At 64.8% G+C, this 18,014-nt stretch carries 19 protein-coding genes and 1 pseudogene; 11 read left to right on the top strand and 9 right to left on the bottom strand.

Features of this window, described 5'->3' with window-relative positions; translation table 11 throughout:
• The first annotated feature begins 373 nt into the window (after positions 1–373).
• The gene (locus tag EOA23_RS19310; RefSeq protein WP_127305316.1) at positions 374–880 is read left to right on the top strand and encodes a hypothetical protein; all 507 of its coding nucleotides are present in this window, start codon (positions 374–376) and stop codon (positions 878–880) included.
• 179 nt (positions 881–1,059) lie between these two features.
• Positions 1,060–1,449, top strand: a complete 390-nt coding sequence (locus EOA23_RS19305) for a hypothetical protein (RefSeq protein WP_127305315.1) — start codon at positions 1,060–1,062, stop codon at positions 1,447–1,449.
• A 118-nt stretch (positions 1,450–1,567) separates the two neighbouring features.
• On the opposite strand, the gene EOA23_RS19300 is transcribed toward EOA23_RS19305, so the two are convergent.
• Positions 1,568–1,855: an ATPase gene (locus EOA23_RS19300; RefSeq protein ID WP_127305314.1), complete on the bottom strand. Its 288-nt coding sequence runs from the start codon at positions 1,853–1,855 to the stop codon at positions 1,568–1,570.
• A 222-nt stretch (positions 1,856–2,077) separates the two neighbouring features.
• Positions 2,078–4,531, bottom strand: coding sequence for a glycine--tRNA ligase subunit beta (gene glyS / locus EOA23_RS19295; RefSeq protein WP_127305313.1), 2,454 nt, complete (start codon positions 4,529–4,531; stop codon positions 2,078–2,080).
• 252 nt (positions 4,532–4,783) lie between these two features.
• Here glyS and EOA23_RS19290 point away from each other — a divergent pair, with 252 nt between their 5' ends.
• The gene (locus EOA23_RS19290) at positions 4,784–4,978 is read left to right on the top strand and encodes a hypothetical protein (protein ID WP_127305312.1); all 195 of its coding nucleotides are present in this window, start codon (positions 4,784–4,786) and stop codon (positions 4,976–4,978) included.
• A 46-nt stretch (positions 4,979–5,024) separates the two neighbouring features.
• Here the strand turns inward: EOA23_RS19290 and EOA23_RS19285 are convergent, their stop codons facing one another.
• On the bottom strand, positions 5,025–5,948 hold the full coding sequence (locus tag EOA23_RS19285) for a glycine--tRNA ligase subunit alpha (RefSeq protein WP_189341644.1): 924 nt from the start codon (positions 5,946–5,948) through the stop codon (positions 5,025–5,027).
• A 192-nt stretch (positions 5,949–6,140) separates the two neighbouring features.
• Between EOA23_RS19285 and EOA23_RS19280 the strand changes: the two genes are divergently transcribed.
• Positions 6,141–6,602, top strand: coding sequence for a GNAT family N-acetyltransferase (locus EOA23_RS19280; protein WP_126062262.1), 462 nt, complete (start codon positions 6,141–6,143; stop codon positions 6,600–6,602).
• 459 nt (positions 6,603–7,061) lie between these two features.
• Here EOA23_RS19280 and EOA23_RS19275 read toward each other — a convergent pair whose 3' ends face one another.
• The 5 genes and pseudogenes from EOA23_RS19275 to EOA23_RS19255 all read right to left on the bottom strand — a co-directional run bounded on the left by EOA23_RS19275 (position 7,062) and on the right by EOA23_RS19255 (position 12,159).
• The gene (locus tag EOA23_RS19275; protein ID WP_127305311.1) at positions 7,062–8,837 is read right to left on the bottom strand and encodes a tetratricopeptide repeat protein; all 1,776 of its coding nucleotides are present in this window, start codon (positions 8,835–8,837) and stop codon (positions 7,062–7,064) included.
• Between the two features lie 193 nt (positions 8,838–9,030).
• A complete protein-coding gene (locus EOA23_RS19270) occupies positions 9,031–9,447 on the bottom strand; it encodes a DUF1284 domain-containing protein (protein WP_127305310.1) in 417 nt (138 codons plus the stop codon).
• Between the two features lie 61 nt (positions 9,448–9,508).
• Positions 9,509–10,063 (bottom strand): annotated as a pseudogene (locus EOA23_RS19265) (biotin transporter BioY); the annotation flags it as partial.
• A 313-nt stretch (positions 10,064–10,376) separates the two neighbouring features.
• Complete coding sequence (locus EOA23_RS19260) at positions 10,377–11,042, bottom strand: GntR family transcriptional regulator (RefSeq protein ID WP_127305308.1); 666 nt, start codon at positions 11,040–11,042, stop codon at positions 10,377–10,379.
• A 103-nt stretch (positions 11,043–11,145) separates the two neighbouring features.
• The gene (locus tag EOA23_RS19255) at positions 11,146–12,159 is read right to left on the bottom strand and encodes a polyprenyl synthetase family protein (RefSeq protein WP_127305317.1); all 1,014 of its coding nucleotides are present in this window, start codon (positions 12,157–12,159) and stop codon (positions 11,146–11,148) included.
• A gap of 177 nt (positions 12,160–12,336) precedes the next feature.
• Between EOA23_RS19255 and EOA23_RS19250 the strand changes: the two genes are divergently transcribed.
• From EOA23_RS19250 to moaB, 6 genes are all read left to right on the top strand, one after another.
• The gene (locus EOA23_RS19250; RefSeq protein WP_040991013.1) at positions 12,337–12,561 is read left to right on the top strand and encodes a DUF2007 domain-containing protein; all 225 of its coding nucleotides are present in this window, start codon (positions 12,337–12,339) and stop codon (positions 12,559–12,561) included.
• Positions 12,561–13,352 carry a methyltransferase gene (locus EOA23_RS19245; protein ID WP_127305307.1) on the top strand — a complete coding sequence of 264 codons (792 nt, stop codon included), beginning with the start codon at positions 12,561–12,563 and terminating at the stop codon, positions 13,350–13,352. The genes EOA23_RS19250 and EOA23_RS19245 overlap by 1 nt, the downstream gene beginning before the upstream one ends.
• 138 nt (positions 13,353–13,490) lie before the next feature.
• The gene (locus EOA23_RS19240) at positions 13,491–14,348 is read left to right on the top strand and encodes a S49 family peptidase (RefSeq protein ID WP_127305306.1); all 858 of its coding nucleotides are present in this window, start codon (positions 13,491–13,493) and stop codon (positions 14,346–14,348) included.
• Positions 14,349–14,430: 82 nt separating this feature from the next.
• Positions 14,431–14,616 carry a membrane protein gene (locus EOA23_RS19235; protein WP_027164591.1) on the top strand — a complete coding sequence of 62 codons (186 nt, stop codon included), beginning with the start codon at positions 14,431–14,433 and terminating at the stop codon, positions 14,614–14,616.
• Positions 14,617–14,641: 25 nt separating this feature from the next.
• Entirely contained in the window at positions 14,642–15,535 is an 894-nt protein-coding gene (locus EOA23_RS19230) for a 4-(cytidine 5'-diphospho)-2-C-methyl-D-erythritol kinase (RefSeq protein WP_127305305.1), read from the top strand.
• Positions 15,522–16,079 carry a molybdenum cofactor biosynthesis protein B gene (moaB, locus tag EOA23_RS19225; RefSeq protein ID WP_127305304.1) on the top strand — a complete coding sequence of 186 codons (558 nt, stop codon included), beginning with the start codon at positions 15,522–15,524 and terminating at the stop codon, positions 16,077–16,079. The genes EOA23_RS19230 and moaB overlap by 14 nt, the downstream gene beginning before the upstream one ends.
• A gap of 12 nt (positions 16,080–16,091) precedes the next feature.
• On the opposite strand, the gene EOA23_RS19220 is transcribed toward moaB, so the two are convergent.
• Positions 16,092–16,595 carry a glycosyltransferase gene (locus EOA23_RS19220; protein ID WP_127305303.1) on the bottom strand — a complete coding sequence of 168 codons (504 nt, stop codon included), beginning with the start codon at positions 16,593–16,595 and terminating at the stop codon, positions 16,092–16,094.
• A 149-nt stretch (positions 16,596–16,744) separates the two neighbouring features.
• Here EOA23_RS19220 and EOA23_RS19215 point away from each other — a divergent pair, with 149 nt between their 5' ends.
• Positions 16,745–17,899, top strand: coding sequence for a PA0069 family radical SAM protein (locus EOA23_RS19215; RefSeq protein ID WP_127305302.1), 1,155 nt, complete (start codon positions 16,745–16,747; stop codon positions 17,897–17,899).
• The last annotated feature ends 115 nt before the right edge of the window (positions 17,900–18,014 follow it).

The raw sequence follows: 18,014 nt of genomic DNA, 5'->3' as shown, positions 1-18,014 counted from the left end.
GGCCGTAAACCGTCTCGGTCGGGATAGCGACGACGTCGCCGGCTTTAAGCAACGCCAAAGCCCGCTCAAGCGCCTCGCCAACCGCCAATATCTCAGCCAAATTTGCCACCAGTCCTGATGCATGTTGCCCAAAAGTGTGCAGCGGTTTTGGGACAACAACATGCATGAAACAAAACCTAAAGCGCGTCGATTGAATCCGTTTCAACGCGACGCGCTTTAGACATGCCGGTCCCGTAATACGGCGGCTTCCATCGGGCAAGGGCGGGCATTGGCGATTTATCAATCCCTAAAATGTTAAGTTTCCGCGCAAGCCGGCTTCAATTTGCCGGCCTTAAGGTGCGGACCGGTATGGTTGCGGCTGGGGGTTTTTGTAATGCGTTTGTTCGGAGCGTTCGGCATCGGCCTTTTGGCGATGAACGGTGCGGCGCATGCGTCGTCGATCATCGTGCTCGGCGTCTCGACCTCAACGCCTTCGGTGGTCAGGCTGGAAGCGATCGATCCGGCCAAGCTGTCGGCGCTCTCCGTGCCATCGATGATTGCGCTGGGCGACCCCGTGCCCGCCGTCACCGACGAAAAGGTCGCGGCTATTCCCGAAAAGTCCGGGCATCAGCCGGCGCCGATGATCATCCGCGGCGGCATCGTCGGCGGCGCCTTCGCAACGCCCGCGGCGACCGCGGCGTCGAAGCCCACGGCACCGGCAACCACAACCGCGGCCGCGCCGGCAAACGGCACTTCGCCGGCAACGCCTGCCAACGGCACTGCCTCCGCTTCGAAGGGCAACGACAAGGCCGGCAGCCAGCCCACCGCGACAGCCAATGCGTCGGGCGGCGCTCAGCCGAAAAATGCCCAGCCGCTGCCGCGCGTCGGCAAGGCGATGTAGATCACACTCGATACCGCTTCGATGTGCTAGGCGCTGTTTGTCGGGACGCAATTCCGGACGGGGGCTACGGCGAAGTCGCCGAGCCTGACCGTTTCACACTTTTCCTGGAATTGCTCTCGCTGTCCGATTCCCGTCATCCGGATCGGGCACTATCGCGCTGGCGTTTCAATGGGGGTTTCATGACTGTTTCGAAAGCAATCGCCGTTGCCGGACTGGTGGCTGCAACAGCGCTGGTCGCGGGTTCGGCGCGAGCCGACGACATGCTCGGCTCTTACGTCGCGCGGATTTCCGATCGCGATCATCGCGCCAGCGACGGCTATCCGCTGAGCAGCGCGGCGCAGGTGGTGCGGCAGGACCGCGCCAACTGGCACAAGTTCCATCGGCGCGACAGCGACGATCAGGGCGATCCCTGGTTCCGCAGCGACGGCTCGCGCGCCGACCTGCAGCGCATGCTGGAACGCGGCGGCGCCATGAGCAGCGCCACGAGGCGCGCCATCGTCAATGGCGAGCCGCTGATCGAGGTGGATGTCTACTCCGACAGCGTGCGCGTGAGCATCCTGGAAGATTGAGGCGTCAATCTTCCTGATCAACGGGCCATTCTTCCTGGAGGGCCGATCAGGCTAGCCTGACGAAGAAAGGGCGACGCGAAACGCGCCGCCCTTCATTCTTCAAACGACTGCAAACGGCTCAGGCCGCTTCTTCCTTATCATCGTCTTCGTCGGCGTTGTCTTCATCCTCATCGCCGTCTTCATCCTCGTCTTCCGACTTGTCGTCCGCCGATGCAGTGGCCTCCTCGTCAGCGTCATCGTCGTCGCTGTCTTCGTCCTCGCCGTCTTCCTCGTCGTCCTCGGACAGGTCGGCGGCTTCGACCGCCGCGGCGGCAGCATGGTCGAGGATGTCGTCGGAAGCGGGTTCGACGGCCTCGGCGGCGGCCGGGGTCTCTTCAATCAGGTCGATATCGTCAACGGAATTCATGGCATGCCTCCGTGGTTTGGGAACGTCTTTTGTCTGATGCATGTCGTTGTCCCGGAACCGCTGCACAGTTCCGGGCGACATGCATCGGTTCTCCCACGCGGAGGTCATCGCCGTATGACTGTAAGCCGGCTCCGACGCATTAAGTTTCGAGCGCAGAATTGTTGAAGCCTGCCCGCACCCTGGCGGATGCGGGCAGCGCCGAACGCGCGTTTTTTCGAGCCGTCAGCCGACGATTTTAGAAAAATCCGCGACCTGGTCGGTGGCGGCGCGGATGCGGGCAAGCAGCGCCAGGCGGTTGGCGCGCACGGCCTGGTCCTCATCATTCACGAGAACACCTTCAAAAAATGAATCAACCGGTTCGCGCAACACGCTAAGCGCCAGCATGGCGGCGGAAAAATCTTCGTTTTGAATTGCTTGGCCGGCTTCCTTCTCGGCCTGATTCACCGCGGCATAGAGCTTCTTTTCCGCGTCTTCGCGGAACAGCGCCGGCTCAACGGTCTCGGCCACGGCCGTTTTCTTCTTCTCTTCCGCCGCCAGGATGTTGGCGGCTCGCTTGGTGCCGGCGAGCAGGTCCTTGCCCTCGTCGGTGTCGAGCAAGGAGCCCAGCGCCTCGACGCGGTGCACGATCTGCAGGAGATCGTCGTTCGGCGATTGGCCGATCTCCCCCCTTGTGGGGGAGATGCCCGGCAGGGCAGAGGGGGGCGCGACAGAATGAGAGGCCGGCGGGACAGCGCCCCCCTCTGTCGGCTTCCCCGACATCTCCCCCACAAGGGGGGAGATTGGGCGCGAACCTGCCGACAGCACGGCGTCGATCAAGTCATGCCGTGCACCGCTTTCACGCAGATAGACTTTCAGGCGATCGTGGAAGAAGGCGAGAAGGTCAGAGGACTGATCTGTGCCGCCTTTGAAGTTCGCGATGGCCTTGGCGAAGACGGACGTCAACGCCAGACGGATACGGTTCTCTATGAGGATCCTGACCACGCCAAGTGCTGCTCGGCGCAGAGCGAACGGATCCTTGCTGCCCGTAGGCTTTTCATCGATCGCCCAGAAGCCGGCCAGCGTGTCGAGCTTGTCGGCAAGCGCAACGGCAATCGAGACAGGATCGGTCGGCACGCGGTCGGAAGGACCCTGCGGCTTGTAGTGTTCCTCGGCGGCCGCGGCCACGGATGCATCCTCGCCCTGCAGAAGCGCGTATTTGCGACCCATGGCGCCTTGCAATTCCGGAAACTCGCCTACCACCTCGGTCTGCAGATCGGCCTTGGCGAGCACCGCCGCGCGGGTGACAAGCGCGGTAATCCCCCCCCTTGAGGGGGAGATGTCGCCGAAGGCGACAAAGGGGGTCGTCTCACGTAGAGCGCCGACGCTATCCCTCGCCGCGGAAGACGCTGGCGCTTCACGCGCGGCGACCCCCTCTGGCCTGCCGGCCATCTCCCCCTCAAGGGGGGAGATCGACTTCGCGACCGTCGGCGCCAGTTCCTCGGCCAGCCGCTTGATGCGTGCAACCCGCTGCCCCTGCGTGCCGAGCTTTGCATGGAAAGTGACGTTCAGATGATCGAGCCGCGCCATGCGTTGGTCGAGCGGCTTCCTCAAATCCAGGTCGAACTTCGCCGCCGATTGCGTTAACTGATCGAGGTCCGGCAGGTCGCTCTGGTCGGTCTTCCAGAAATAGAGCGCGTCGGACAGGCGCGCCCGCACCACCTTGCCGTTGCCATAGGCGATCTCCTTGCCGCCATCGTTCGCCTCGATGTTGGCGACCAGGATGAAGCGGTTCGAAAGATCCTCGCCCGCGCCCTGCGGCCGGGTGACGAAGCATTTCTGGTTGGCGCGGATGGTGAGGCGGATGACCTCGCCCGGAATGGTGAGGAAATCCTGCTCGAATTCGCCCATCAGCACGACCGGCCATTCGACCAGGCCGGAGACTTCCTCCAGCAGGCCATCGTCCTCGACGAGATCAAGTCCGTTGGCGAAGGCGAGATTGCGGGCGTCGTGCAGGATGATCTCCTTGCGCCGGTCGGCATCGAGCACGACCTTGGCCGCTTCGAGCTTCGCCACATAGTCGTCGAAGCGGCGCACGGTGATCGGGCCCGGCGCATGGAAGCGATGGCCATAGGTGACGTTGCCGGCGCGGATGCCGTCGATCTCGAAATCGACCACCACCGGCTCCTCGGTCTCCGGGCCGAAGGTGCAGACGATCGATTGAAGCGGCCGCACCCAGCGCAGCGAGCCGGGTTTCGCCGAGGCTGGCCCCCAGCGCATCGATTTCGGCCAGGGGAAGCTTTTGATGATGCCCGGCACCAGCTCGGCGATGATCTCTTCGGCCGCCCTGCCCGGCTTCGAGATATGGGCGACGTAGAAGTCGCCCTTCTTCGGGTCGGAATGAACATGCGCCTCGGCGATCGACGAAAGCCCGGCCTTGCGCAGGAAGCCTTGCACCGCTTGCTCGGGTGCCGTCGTCGAGGGACCCTTGATCTCCTCGCGAATGTCCTTGGAGCGCGCCGTCAGGCCGCGGATGTCGAGCGCCAGGCGTCGCGGCGTCCAATATTCGCGCGCCGCCTCATAGGTGAGACCCGCCTCGACCAGACCGTCGGTCAGCATCTTCCTGAGGTCGCCGGCAGCCTTGCGCTGCATGCGGGCGGGAATCTCTTCCGAGCGAAGTTCTAGCAGTAGGTCAGGCATGATTAGGCTCCCACCCTCCCCTTGATGGGGAGGGCCGGCGCGTCAGCGCCGTCACGAATGGGCGGGAAATAGCAACTCGGCCGGCCGCTGTCACCCCGCTAGGAGATCGCCTCTTCAAGCGATTTCACGGAATTTTCCGATCCGCTGTCGGGACGCAGCGAGGTCGGTCGTCCTCGGAGCAGAACTTCCCATGAACCGAACGCTGCGCTGAAGCGACACACGCTCAGGCAGAGACCTATTGGCTGAACGACGATGAAGACGGCATCGAGAACCCTGCAGATCCTGGCGCTCAGCGCCTGCTTCGCCGCCCAGATGCACGGCGTGATCACGATGCCGGGGGTCAGGCAGGCCATGCGCACGATCGACGGCGCGACCGCGCAGATCGCGTTGCCGGTCGGCGCCGCCGCCGAGACCGTGAAAGCCGTACCGGCCTCTATCTTGTTTTGACGCAATTCCGGACGGAAAACCGCTACGCATTTTTCCTGGAATTGCTCTAAGCCGCCGCCAGCCCCCCAGCCCGCGTCTTGAGGAACGCCTCGCCGCACGCCTTGGCCAGATTGCGCACGCGCAGGATATAGCTTTGCCGCTCGGTGACCGAGATCACGCCGCGCGCGTCGAGCAGGTTGAAGACATGGCTTGCCTTGATGCACTGGTCGTAGGCCGGGAAGACCATTCGGTGCATCGGAAGATTGTCGCTCGGCTTGGGCGTGCCGGCATCGAGCAGCGCCTTGCACTCGGCCTCGGCGTCCTCGAAATGCCTCAACAGCATCGCGGTGTTGGCGAATTCGAAATTGTGGCGCGAATATTCCTGCTCGGCCTGCAGGAAGACATCGCCGTAGGTGACCTTCTCGGCGCCCTCGCGGCCGTTGAAGTTCAGGTCGTAGACATTGTCGACGCCCTGCACATACATGGCGAGCCGCTCCAGGCCGTAGGTCAGCTCGCCCGCCACCGGCGCGCATTCGATGCCGCAGACCTGCTGGAAATAGGTGAACTGCGAGACTTCCATGCCGTCGCACCAGCATTCCCAGCCGAGCCCCCAGGCACCAAGCGTGGGACTTTCCCAATCGTCCTCGACGAAGCGGATGTCGTGCAGCAGCGGGTCGACGCCGATCGCCTCGAGCGAGCCGAGATAAAGCTCCTGCAGGTTCGGCGGATTGGGCTTCAGGATCACCTGGTACTGGTAATAGTGCTGCAGCCGGTTGGGGTTCTCGCCGTAGCGGCCGTCCTTCGGCCGGCGCGAGGGCTGGACGTAAGCGGCGTTCCAGCGCAGCGGACCCAGCGCTCGCAAGGTCGTCGCCGGATGGAAAGTGCCGGCGCCGACTTCCATGTCGTAGGGCTGCAGGATGAGGCAACCATAGTCGGCCCAGTAATTGTGCAAGGTCAGGATCAGCCCCTGGAAGGAGCGGCTGGGATGCATATGGGCAGGGATCTCGATGGTCACGGCGGCCTCGGAAAGCGCAGGATGACGCTTCCCTAGTTGCCGGGCCGGCGAGCGTCAAGGCAGTGGCTCGCGTCCGGGAAGGCGGAAAGCTTTGCGGCAGGCTGGCCCATTGCCGTCGAGCGGCGGTCGCCGTTTGCTCCGTTCCACGTCAACGACAGAGGTTTCGCCATGTCCGGTCAACTTACCGTCCGCCCCGTCACAAGGCAGGATTACGAGCAATGGCTGCCGCTGTGGGACGGCTACAACGCGTTTTACGGGCGCTCCGGCCCGACGGCCCTTGCCGGCGAGATCACGCAGATGACCTGGTCGCGCTTCTTCGACGCCTATGAGCCGGTGCATGCGCTGGTGGCAGAGCGCGAAGGCAGCCTGCTCGGCCTAGTCCACTATCTCTATCACCGCTCTACGACGTCGATCGCGCCGAGCTGCTACCTGCAGGATCTCTTCACCACGCGGGCCGCGCGTGGCCAGGGTGTCGGCCGGGCGCTGATCGAAGGCGTCTACGAACGCGCCCGTGAAGCGGGCGCGAACCGCGTCTACTGGCTGACGCATGAGACGAACCACACCGCGATGCAGCTCTACGACAAGGTCGCCGAGAAGTCCGGGTTCGTGGTGTACAGAAAGATGTTTTAGCTCCTGGACACAGGGATTTTGACCTTCGGCTCCGCTTGCGTTGGCAGGTGGCATGCGTTGGAGATTGGCCGAAACGCCCAACGCGATCGTCATTCCAGGGCGGAGCAGGAGCGAAGCTCCGTCGCGGAGACCCTGGAATCCATGCCGTTACCTTCGCCAAGGCGTGCAACGGAGCAGAATTCTGCACCGTGGCGGCGCTTCCAAGTCACGGCATGGATCCTCGGGTCTGCGCGCGTCGCTTCGCTCCTTGCTCCGCCCGTGGAATGACGATCGCGATGGGTGTTTCGGCCAATCGCCAACGCACGCGGCTGCCGAGCAACCGCAGCTACAAGGTCGACACTTCCCCGCCGGGGAACTGGCGCTTGCCGATGTTCAGGGGAGGCCCAAGCTCAGCGGACGCCGAGCCGAAACGAAAACGGGGCTCGATGAGCCCCGTCGTCTTGTACGCTGGCGCAACGCTCAGCCCTTGGGTGCGGGGGTCGGATCCGGTTTCACCTTCGGGGTTTCCTGCGCTGTGTTGGATTCGATCGGCGGCAGGCCCTTGAGCAGCTTCTGCTGCAGGGTGGCAAGCACATCCGGATCGGGCTTTAGGTCGCGCGCCTGGGTCCACTGATAGGTGGCCTCGAGCTTGCGGCCGACGCGCCAGTAGGCATCGCCGAGATGGTCGTTGAGGACCGGATCCTCCGGCTTCAGTGAGACGGCGCGCTCCATCTCGCGCACGGCGTCGTCGAAGCGGCCCATGCGGAAATAGGCCCAGCCGAGCGAATCGACGATGTAGCCGTCGTTCGGCCGCAGATCCACGGCCTTCTGGATCATCGCCAGGCCTTCCTTGAGGTTCATGTTCATGTCGACCCAGGAATAGCCGAGATAGTTCATGACCTGGGGCTGGTCGGGCTGCAGCTCCAGCGCCTTGCGGAAATTGGGTTCGGCCTTCGGCCATTCCTTCAGCCGCTCATAGGCGATGCCGCGCTGGTAGAAGATGTTCCAGTTGGCAGCGGTCGGCGACTTCAGCTGCTCGACGGCCTTGTCGTAGAGATTGGCGGCCGAACGGAAATCTTCCTTCGAGCCATAGACGCCGCCAAGCGCCAGATAGGCGCGCATGTCGTCCGGGTGCTTGTCGAGATAGGCCTTGAGGTGGGAAATCGCCTCGTCATGCTTGTCGAGATCGGCAAGGTTGAGGCCGATCTGCAGGTCCGACAGCTCTTTCAGCGGCGAGGATGCCGGAATGCGGCGATAGAGCGCGACCGCGCCCTCGCCGTCCTTCAGCTGCTCGGCAACGGCGGCAAGCTGCACAAGGGCCGCATCGCTGTCCGGCTTCAGCGCCAGCGCGTATTGCAAATAGAGCCGCACGAAAGGCTCGCCGCCGCCGCGGTTGAGCGCGGTGGCAAGGTCGAGCAGGATTTCGGACGCGCCGTCGGCCGGGCCGGCGACCAGCGGTTCGATCTTGTCGCCCTTGGCGATACGGTCGCGCAGCGTGGTGATCTCGAGCTTGCCCGGCGCGAAGGCTTCGGCCTGGTTCAACACCGCCTCGGCCTTCGACTTGTCGCCCTTGCGGGCGAGGAAGGAGGCATAGGCCTGGGCATTGCGCATCCAGGTTTCGGGCGCGGAGCCGCCGGCCGCGGTGTCGGCCAAGGTGGCGGCGTAGATCGCATCGGCCTTGTCGCTGAGGCCGGCGGCATCGGCGATCAGCGCGCGGTGGAACGACTTGAACAGACCGAACCAATCGGGGCCTTTCAGCTTGTCGATGGCGTCCATGGCCTCGGACGCGTTGCCGGCGCCCTGCTTGGCCCAGCCGTCCATGACGCCGGAAAGCAGCCGGTCGAGATCGGATTCGAGCGACAGCTTCAGCCAGTACTGCGCCTTTGCGTAGTCTTTCTTGTGGAAGGAATCGATGGCCAGCGCCAGGCGCGAGAAGCGCTCGACATCGGGCACTTCCTTCAGCTTGTCGGCATAGACCAGCGATTCCTCAAAGCGGCCCTGCGAGACCAGCGCCAGCATCAGGCTCTGCTGCAGATCCTTGTCATCGGGGGCAAAGGCCAGTGCCTGCTTGTAATAGGCGATCGCGTCGTCGAGGTCGTTGTCGCTTTCGGCGATATGGGCCGCAAGATAGGCGCCCGAGAAAGACGTGATCTGCAGCGGTTGGGCTTCTTCCTTGGCCTGGACCGGCAGCACCCAGAGCGCCACTCCGGTCAAAAATGCCAGCCTCGTCAGCCAGCGTGCACGTCCTTGCCGCATCGTATCCCTTTCAGCCAGATGCGATCCCGCCCTTGGCGGACCGCCCATAGACTCGATCTTTTCCGGCCAAAGCATGGCCTTTTTGGGGTCGGGCTTCAATCGCCGAGCGAATCACAATGCGATCATCCGGCTTAAAAAACGATGCCAGTCAGCGAAGATATGCGGATCGACGGCCGAATTTCGCCACATCCGTCTAAATGCGCGTTCCGTGAAAGCCGCTCGCCGCGACCGCGCCGCACAGCTCGAACCACTCGCAGCCCGGGCACGCCTTGCGCGTCAGGCCGGACGAAAACGCCTCGCGCATGCGCGCGAGGGTTGCGGCATCGAGCTCGAGCCGGGCGCCGGCCGGGAGCGGCCGACCGAGAAGATCGGCGACGTCCTGCGCCGCGACGGCATCCCGCCCGGCAGCGCTTTCGCCCAGGCAGTGCGGCTCTGACTCATTGAGCAGCGGCGCGCAGATGTCGTCCGGGCCGGAAACGATCAAAACATCCTCGCCGCCGGCCAGGCGCTCCACCACAACGTCATAGTTGGCGGTGAAGGCCGGCGAGTAACCCTTGCCGACATAGGTCAGCAGGCAGAGCAGATGATGGGCGCGCAGCCTGACGGTCATCCGGGTTCGGTCGTCCGCCCGACGGCTTACCGGGGATCGGCCGGCCGGTTGCCCGAAACAGCTTCAGCGTCGCCGCGCCCAGCGCCGACTTGAGCAGGCCGCCGACGATGAAGGGCAGGAAGCCGAAGGTGATCGCCTTCTCGGCGCCGATCATCACGGCAAGCCAGGCGGTGCCCAGGACCAGGCAGAGCAGGTTGCCGATGAGCATGGCGGCGAAGGCAAGCATGACGCGGTTGCCGTTCCAGCCACGTTCGGCCAGCCAGCCGACGACGGCGCCGACGACCGGGAAAGCGAAGAGGTAGCCGCCGGTCGGACCGACGAAATGCTGCACGCCGGCGGCACCGCCGGCCAGCACCGGAAACCCTGCCGCGCCTTCGACCAGCCAGGCGGCAACGGTCAGCGCGCCGAAGCGCCAGCCGTAAAGCGCGCCGACCAGCGTGACGGCGAAGGTCTGCATGGTCACCGGAACCGGCACCATCGGCACCTCGACGTAGGAGGACAGCGCCAGGAACAGCGAGCCGATAATGACGGCGCCGATCTGCCAGGCGAGCGAACGGCTGTGCAGCTTGAGCGGGCTGAAGGAGGGTTTTTGGGTCGAAATGGCTGCGTTGGTCACGGTGTCTTCCTTGGTTGGTGCGAAATTATAGATAATTTTTGAACTTCATCTATTATCGAATTCATATTTTGAAACGGTTGGCAAGCGCCTGCCCTCGAATTCGTCATTCCAGGGCGGAGCAAGGAGCGAAGCGACGCGCGCAGACCCTGGAATCCATTCCGTTACATCGACGCTTTGCCTACGGTGCAGAATTCTGCTCCGCCGCACTCTACGATCGAGGTAACGGCATGGATCCTCGGGTCTCCGCGTCCGCTTCGCTCCCGCTCCGCCCGTGGATGACGAAGTTGAGGGGCCCTCGGCTGATCGCCGATCGCTACCCCACGATCGCGAAGGCGTCGCGGGTGCGGCCGGAGGCGGTCTTGACCGGCTTCTGGCCGATCCATTGCACGTGGCGGCCGAGCGTCGCGGCGGCCGATTCGGTGTTGCCTTGCCGTAGCGCGCTTAGGATCGCGCGGTGATCCTGGTCGGTGCGGGTCTCCCATTCCGAGCGCCAGGCCGCGAACAGGAACCGGGCGCTCGCCGCATGCAGGTCGTCGATGGTGGAGAGCAGGCGCGGCATCTTGCAGGGCGCCAGGATCAGCCGGTGGAAGGTGCGGTTGGCCTCTTCCCAGGAGCGGACGTCGCGGGATTTGTCGCCGGCCTTTGTCGCCTCCTCGGCCTGGTCGAGGATCGATGCCGTCAGATGCGGCGCGGCATGGCGCAGCGCCAGCACTTCCAGCGCGGCGCGCATCTCGGCCACCTCCCTGACCTCGCCGAGATCGAAGGCGGCGACGCGCACGCCGCGCCTGGGCTCGCTGATCGCCAGGCCTTGAGCCTCCAGGCGGCGAAAGGCCTCGCGCACCGGGACATGGCTGGTGTTGAATTCCTCGGCGACATGGTCCTGGCGCAGCCGCGACCCGGGCTCGATCGCGCCCGAAATGATGCGATCCGCCAGCTCCTTGCTGATGCGGACGGCGATCGTGTCTTCTGTGCTGGCCATATTTATAGATAATTTGGCCAACCGCCTTTTGTCGAGGCGGCCAAAGCGGGATTCACAAGCGCCCTGCCCGGCGGATGCCAGCCAGGCAGGGAGCCAAGCAGGCTCAGCTCACCCGGCTGATGCAGAAATCGATGACGTCGATCAGCGCCGACTTCTGCGGCGTCGCCTCCAGCGGCGCCAGCGCATCACGGGCGATCTCGCCGAAATGGCGGGCGCGGCCGATTGTGTCGGCGATGGCGCCGTGGCGGGCCATCAGACCGATCGCCTTTTCGAGCCCGGCATCGTCGGTGACGTTCTCCTCGATGGCGCGCTTCCAGAAGCTGCGCTCGGCCTTGGTGCCGCGTCGGTAGGCGAGGATCACCGGCAGCGTCACCTTGCCCTCGCGGAAATCGTCGCCGACATTCTTGCCGAGATCCTTGCTGGAGCCGCCATAATCCAGCGCATCGTCGATGAGTTGGAAGGCGAGGCCGAGATTCATGCCGTAGGAGCGCAATGCGGCGCGGTCGGTGCGCGAAGCTTGGGCGATCACCGGCCCGACTTCGGCGGCGGCCGAGAACAGCGCCGCGGTCTTGGCCTTGATGACGGCGAAATGCTCGTCCTCGGTGGTGTCGAGGTTCTTGGCGGCGGCAAGCTGCATCACCTCGCCCTCGGCGATGATGGAGGCGGCGGCCGACAGGATGTCGAGGGCTTCCAGCGAGCCGACCTCGACCATCATGCGGAAAGCCTGGCCGAGCAGGAAATCGCCGACCAGAACGCTCGCCTGGTTGCCCCAGATCATGCGCGCCGTCTTCTTGCCGCGGCGCAAGGCGCTCTCGTCGACCACGTCGTCATGCAGAAGCGTCGCCGTGTGCATGAACTCGACCGCGGTCGCGAGCTTGACATGGCCTTCGCCCGAATAGCCGAACATCTGCGCGGCGGCCAACGTCAGCATGGGCCTGAGCCGCTTGCCGCCGGAAGAGATCAGGTGGTTGGCGATCTCCGGGATCATCTCGACGTCGGAGCCGGCCTTTGACAGGATCAGCTCATTGACGCGTCCCATGTCGGCGGCCGTCAGATCGATCAGATCCTTGATGGAAGCGGGTTCCCGCTTGCCTTCGATGTTGAGAACGACACCCACCACGACAACTCCCGTCTACATTGACGCGCACGTGCAGCGCGCGCCACGGCACCCTTGATCCCGCGCTGACTCTAGGGCGGCATAACCGGGCACGGCAAGAGGCGAATTGGCGCGCTCTGCCGACGCTGTGTTTACCCGCACGTTTACACGAACGCCGCAACCTGCGATTTTCATTCCATGATCGAGCTTGTCCGCACCAATGACGCCGTCGTGATCTCCTTTGTCGAATCGCTGATGCGCGACGCCGGCATCGCCTGTTTCGTCGCCGACCAGAATATGAGCGTGCTGGAGGGGTCGATCGGCCTTTTGCAGAAGCGTGTCATGGTCGACGCCGACAAGGCCGACGTGGCGCGCCGCATCCTCAAGGATGCCGGCATCGAAAACGAGATCCGCCAGAAATAATGGCAGCGACGACCGCCCCAGATACGCCGGCGCACACGGTCGATGCCTTCCATCGCGGCCGCTTCTGGCTGGTGCAGCCAAGCCAGGGCGGCCATCGCGCCGGCATGGACGCCATGATGCTGGCGGCCGCCGTGCCGTCCGGTTTTTCCGGCCGGCTCGCCGATTTCGGCGCCGGGGCTGGTGCTGCCGCGCTTGCCGTGCTGTCGCGCTGCCCGACGGCCCGGGCCGTGCTCATCGAGCGCTCGACCGAAATGGCTGGGTTCGCCGCCGCCACGCTTTCGCATCCCGGCAATGCGCATCTCGGCGACCGCGCTTCGGTGCTTACGGCCGACGTGACGCTGACCGGCCGGGCGCGCGCTGAGGCCGGGCTCGCCAACAATTCCTTCGACTTCGTCATCATGAACCCGCCTTTCAACGCGGCGCAGGACCGCTCGACGCCAGACGCGCTGCGCCGGCAGGCGCATGTGGCGGAGGACGGGCTGTTCGAAAGCTGGATCAGGAGTGCCGCCGCCGTCGCCAAGCCGCGCGGCGGGCTGGCCGTCATCGCCCGGCCCGAGCAGCTGGTTGCCATTCTCGACGCGATCGAGGGGCGCTTTGGCGACGCCGAATTGCTGTGCGTGCATCCGCGTCCGGACGCGGCGGCGATCCGCATCGTCGTCAGGGCGGTGCTCGGGGCGCGCGGGAAACTGTCGATCCGCCCGCCGCTCGCCTTGCACGGACCATCCGGCAACGCGCCGACGGAGCGGACGGAAATGATCAACAACGGCCTGGCATCGCTGTTCGGCGATTGATCCTGGGCCGGCGATGCGGCATTGCCGTTGGCCGGCGAATGCCTACATGGCAGGCAAGGTGACATCGCGCCCGAAAGACATTACCGACTTGCCTGATCTCACCCTGCTCCTTTGCATCTTGTCCGGAGACACCCGTTCGTGAAACGCCTTTTCAACCGCCTGCTGCCGAAATCCTGGCGCTCGACAGTCGTCACCATTCCGGTCATCCGGCTGCAAGGCACCATCATGGCCGGCGGCGGCCAGTTCCGGCCGAGCCTGTCGCTCGCCTCGACGGCCGGCCTCATCGAAAAGGCGTTCGGCTTCGACGCGCCGGCGGTCGCCATCTCGATCAACTCGCCGGGCGGCTCGCCGGTGCAGTCGCGGCTGATCTTCAAGCGCATCCGCGACCTGGCGGCGGAGAAGAACAAAAAGGTGCTGGTCTTCGTCGAGGATGTCGCGGCTTCCGGCGGCTACATGATCGCGGTCGCCGGCGACGAGATCTTCGCCGACCCGTCCTCGATCGTCGGCTCGATCGGCGTGGTCTCGGCCTCGTTCGGCTTCCCCGAGCTGATGAAGAAGATCGGCGTCGAGCGGCGCGTCCACACCGCCGGGCAGAACAAGGCGGTGCTGGATCCGTTCAAGCCCGAGAAGAAGGAGGATGTCGAGCGGCTGAAGGCGTTGCAGCTCGAAGTGCACGAGACCTTCATCGACCTCGTCAAGGAGCGGCGCGGCTCGAAGCTGAAAGACGATCCTGACCTGTTCACCGGCCTGTTCTGGACCGCGAAGAAAGGCCTCGAGCTCGGCCTTGTCGATGCGCTGGGCGACATGCGCAGCGTGCTCAAGACCCGTTTCGGCGACAAGACGCAGCTCAAACTGATCAGCGCGCCGCGTGGCCTGTTCGGCCGTTTCGGCCTGTTCGGCTCGCGCTTCTCGGCGCCCGATATCGCCGCTGCCGCCGCAAACGGCGTCCTCGATGCGGCGGAAGAACGCGCGCTGTGGGCGCGCTTCGGGCTTTGAAAAAGCCATGATTGCGTCTAGCATGATCGCTTGACCGACCCATCGGCCGGCCTTGCCGCGAGAACGCGGGAGGAGTTTGGATATGCCGCAGATCATTTTCTTCGCTGTTGTCGGCGCCGCCGCCTATTTCGGCTACCGCGCTTTCGTGCGCGAGGCTGAGCGCGTGACAGCCAAGATCCGGCGCACCGAAAAACAGGCGGCGAACGGCACGATGGGCACGCTGGTCAAGGATCCCAAGACCGGCGAATATCGTCTCGCCAAGGACTGATCCCATCTCGCCAGCAGCCGACATCCTGGAGCCCGGCACAGAGGTCCGGACGTGGCTCGCGCCGGCCAAGATCAATTTGGCGCTGCATGTCACCGGACGGCGCGGCGACGGCTATCATCTCATCGACAGCCTTGCCGTGTTCACACGCTTCGGCGACCGGTTGGAAATCGAACCGGCGGAGCAGGACGAATTCTCGGTGTCCGGCCGATATGCCGCCGGCCTGCCGCTCGACGACGGCAATCTGGTGGTGAAGGCGCGCGATGCCCTGCGCCGGGAAGCCGGCGCGCAGCGCACGCCGCCGGTCGCCATCCGGCTGGAGAAGAACCTGCCGATCGCCTCGGGAGTCGGCGGCGGCTCCAGCGACGCGGCAGCCGCGCTCAACGGCCTGGCGCGGCTCTGGAAGCTCGATATCGACGAGATTTCGCTGGCCCGGATCGGGCTTTCGCTCGGCGCCGACCTGCCGATGTGCCTGAAGTCGAAGCCGCTGATCGCACGCGGCATCGGCGATGAGGTGTCGCCGCTCTCCGCGTTTCCGGCGCTTGGCCTGGTCCTGGTCAATCCGGGCATCGCCGTCTCGACACCGGACGTGTTCAAGGCGCTCTCCCGTCGCGACAATGACGCGCTGCCGCCGCTGCCGAAGCGCCTCGACTTCCATGCCGTCCGCAACTGGCTGGAAACGACCCGCAACGATCTCGAAGGCGCCGCCAGTTCGATCGAACCTGCGGTGGGCGAGGCGCTCAAAGCACTCAAACGCGCCGACGCAGCCTTTGCGCGCATGTCCGGCTCGGGCGCCACCTGCTTCGGCCTGTTCGAGACCGGCAATGTCGCCAAGCGCGCTGCGCTCGAGATCCGCGCGCGTCATCCCGACTGGTTCGTGGCCGCCACGCGCAGCATGGAGGTGAGCGATGGCGAAGCTTGACGAGAGCCGGCCCTTCATTCCGGTGCGCATCGCGGTGCTGACGGTATCCGACACGCGCGGCCTTGCCGACGACAAGTCGGGCCAGACGCTGGCCGACCGCATCGCGCAAGCCGGCCATGTGCTTGCGGCGCGCGACATCGTCACCGACGACCGCGAAAAAATCCGCGACAAGGTCGTCGGCTGGTCGAAGGACGACTACATCGACGTCGTCATCACCACCGGCGGCACCGGTTTCACCGGCCGCGACGTGACGCCGGAGGCGCTGGAGCCGATCTTCGAAAAGCGCATGGACGGGTTTTCGGAAGTCTTCCACCGCATCTCCTACGACAAGATCGGCACCTCGACGATCCAGAGCCGTGCGACCGGCGGCGTCGTCAACGCCACCTTCGTCTTCGTGCTGCCGGGCTCGCCCGGCGCCTGCAAGGACGCCTGGGACGGCATCATCAAGGCGCAGCTCGACTACCGGCACATGCCCTGCAACTTCGTCGAGATCATGCCGAGGCTCGACGAGCATCTTCGGCGCGGCGGCAATCCCACTTCGTAAGGGGCGCAGGCGTCACTTCGGCGGCGCCACCCAGATTTCGGCGTTCAACCGCCTGGTCGCGAGACCCCGAGCCAGGGCCTCCGCACCGCGAGCGCTCTTTGCCAGAGCCGAGGCCTGGCGCTTGCTGATGACGAGACCCTCGGCGAGCGCCCGATTGCCCGAAAAGACACGCGCCAGGAAAGGCGCGCGATCGGACCGAGCGCGTGAAAAGCGTGCCGGCATCGTTTGCTTTGCCGTATGCGCGACAACCTCGTCGATCCAGCCTTCGGCGAGCCGGGCGCCGGGCTCCAGAAGCAGCAGCCAGTCGCCCTTGGCCTGGCCGATGCCGGCGCCCAACCCACCGCTCACATAATGGCAGCCGGCATGCTCGGCCACCCGATGCGTCTGGTCGGTCGAGCCTTGATCGCAGACGATGACGTCGCGCACGACGCCTTCGACCGCGCCGCCCACCAGCGAGGCGAGCGTGCGGGCAAGTCCCTCTTCGTCGTTGCGGGTCTCGATGAGAACGCTGAGCATGCCTAGCCGAATAGCGGAAAGTGCGGCGATGCGCCAGTTGCGCGCGCCAAGCGAAAAAGTTCTTGCTTTGTTCTCATCGGCAAAATAGGAATAGTTTCATGAACAGAGCGATTCGACAGCCTGCCGACAGTCCCTGGGAGAGGGCGAAAATGGAACAGATCGTGCGCGCCGACATTGCCGCTTTCGGAGCGGGCAGAGCCGAGATGGCGAACGCGATGATAGAGCAGAGCGGCATGCGCGTCCGGCCCGACCGCAATCGCGGGCGCTCGGCCAGCATCAACCCGTCCGGCCGGTTCGAGCCGGTCAGCCGGCATGTCTTCGACGACGGCTGGAACTCGCTGGAGGAGTTGCCGCCGTTCAAAACGGAAGTGCAGGTCGAGAAGCCGCGCACCATCATTACCCGCAACGAGTCGCCCGACATTTCCTTCGACCGTTCGATCAATCCCTATCGCGGCTGCGAGCATGGCTGCGTCTACTGTTTCGCCCGTCCGACGCATGCCTTCATGGGTCTGTCGCCGGGGCTCGATTTCGAATCGAAGCTGTTCGCCAAGCCGGATGCGGCGCGCATGCTGGACAGGGAGTTGTCGAAGCCGGGCTACCAGCCGCGCACCATCGCCATCGGCACCAACACCGATCCCTATCAGCCGATCGAGAAGCAGTACCGGATCATGCGCGAGATCCTCGAGGTGCTGGAGGCGCGCGGACACCCGGTCGGCATCGTGACGAAGTCGGCGCTGGTGACGCGCGACATCGACATCCTGTCGCGCATGGCGGAGCGTGGCCTTGCCAAGGTGGCGCTTTCGGTGACGACGATGGACCGCATGCTGGCCCGCACCATGGAACCCCGCGCGTCGACCCCGACGAAGCGGCTGGAGGCGATCAGGCAATTGTCGGACGCTGGCATCCCGGCCTCGGTGATGGTGGCGCCGATCATTCCCGGCCTCAACGATCCGGAGATGGAGCGCATCCTCGATTCGGCGCGGGCCGCCGGCGCCCGGGAGGCCGGATACGTCATCCTGCGCCTGCCGCTGGAAGTGGCGCCGATCTTCAAGGACTGGCTGTTGCGGCATTACCCCGACCGCTACCGGCATGTGATGTCGCTGATCCGCTCGATGCGCGATGGCAAGGATTACGATTCCGAATGGGGCAAGCGCATGAAAGGCGCCGGACCCTATGCCTGGCAGATCGGCCGGCGCTTCGAGATCGCGGCCAAGCGTCTCGGCCTCAATGCCGAACGACGGCAGCTTCGCATCGATCAATTCGTCGCAGGCTCCGGCGCCGGCGAGCAGCTGATGCTGCTTTGAAGATGGCGCCGGCCGTGACGGCCGGCCCTAAGCAGTTCCAGGCAAAGCGGTTTTCCGTCTGGGATTGATGCTTGTTTCAAGAATCCCGTCCGGCCCCTGTCCCCCGGCTGTGAGA

The sequence above is a fragment of the Mesorhizobium sp. M2A.F.Ca.ET.042.01.1.1 genome, assembly GCF_003997405.1.
GTDB lineage: Bacteria > Pseudomonadota > Alphaproteobacteria > Rhizobiales > Rhizobiaceae > Mesorhizobium.
Note: the sequence above shows the minus strand (reverse complement) of the source record. Positions and strands in the feature narration are given on the sequence as shown.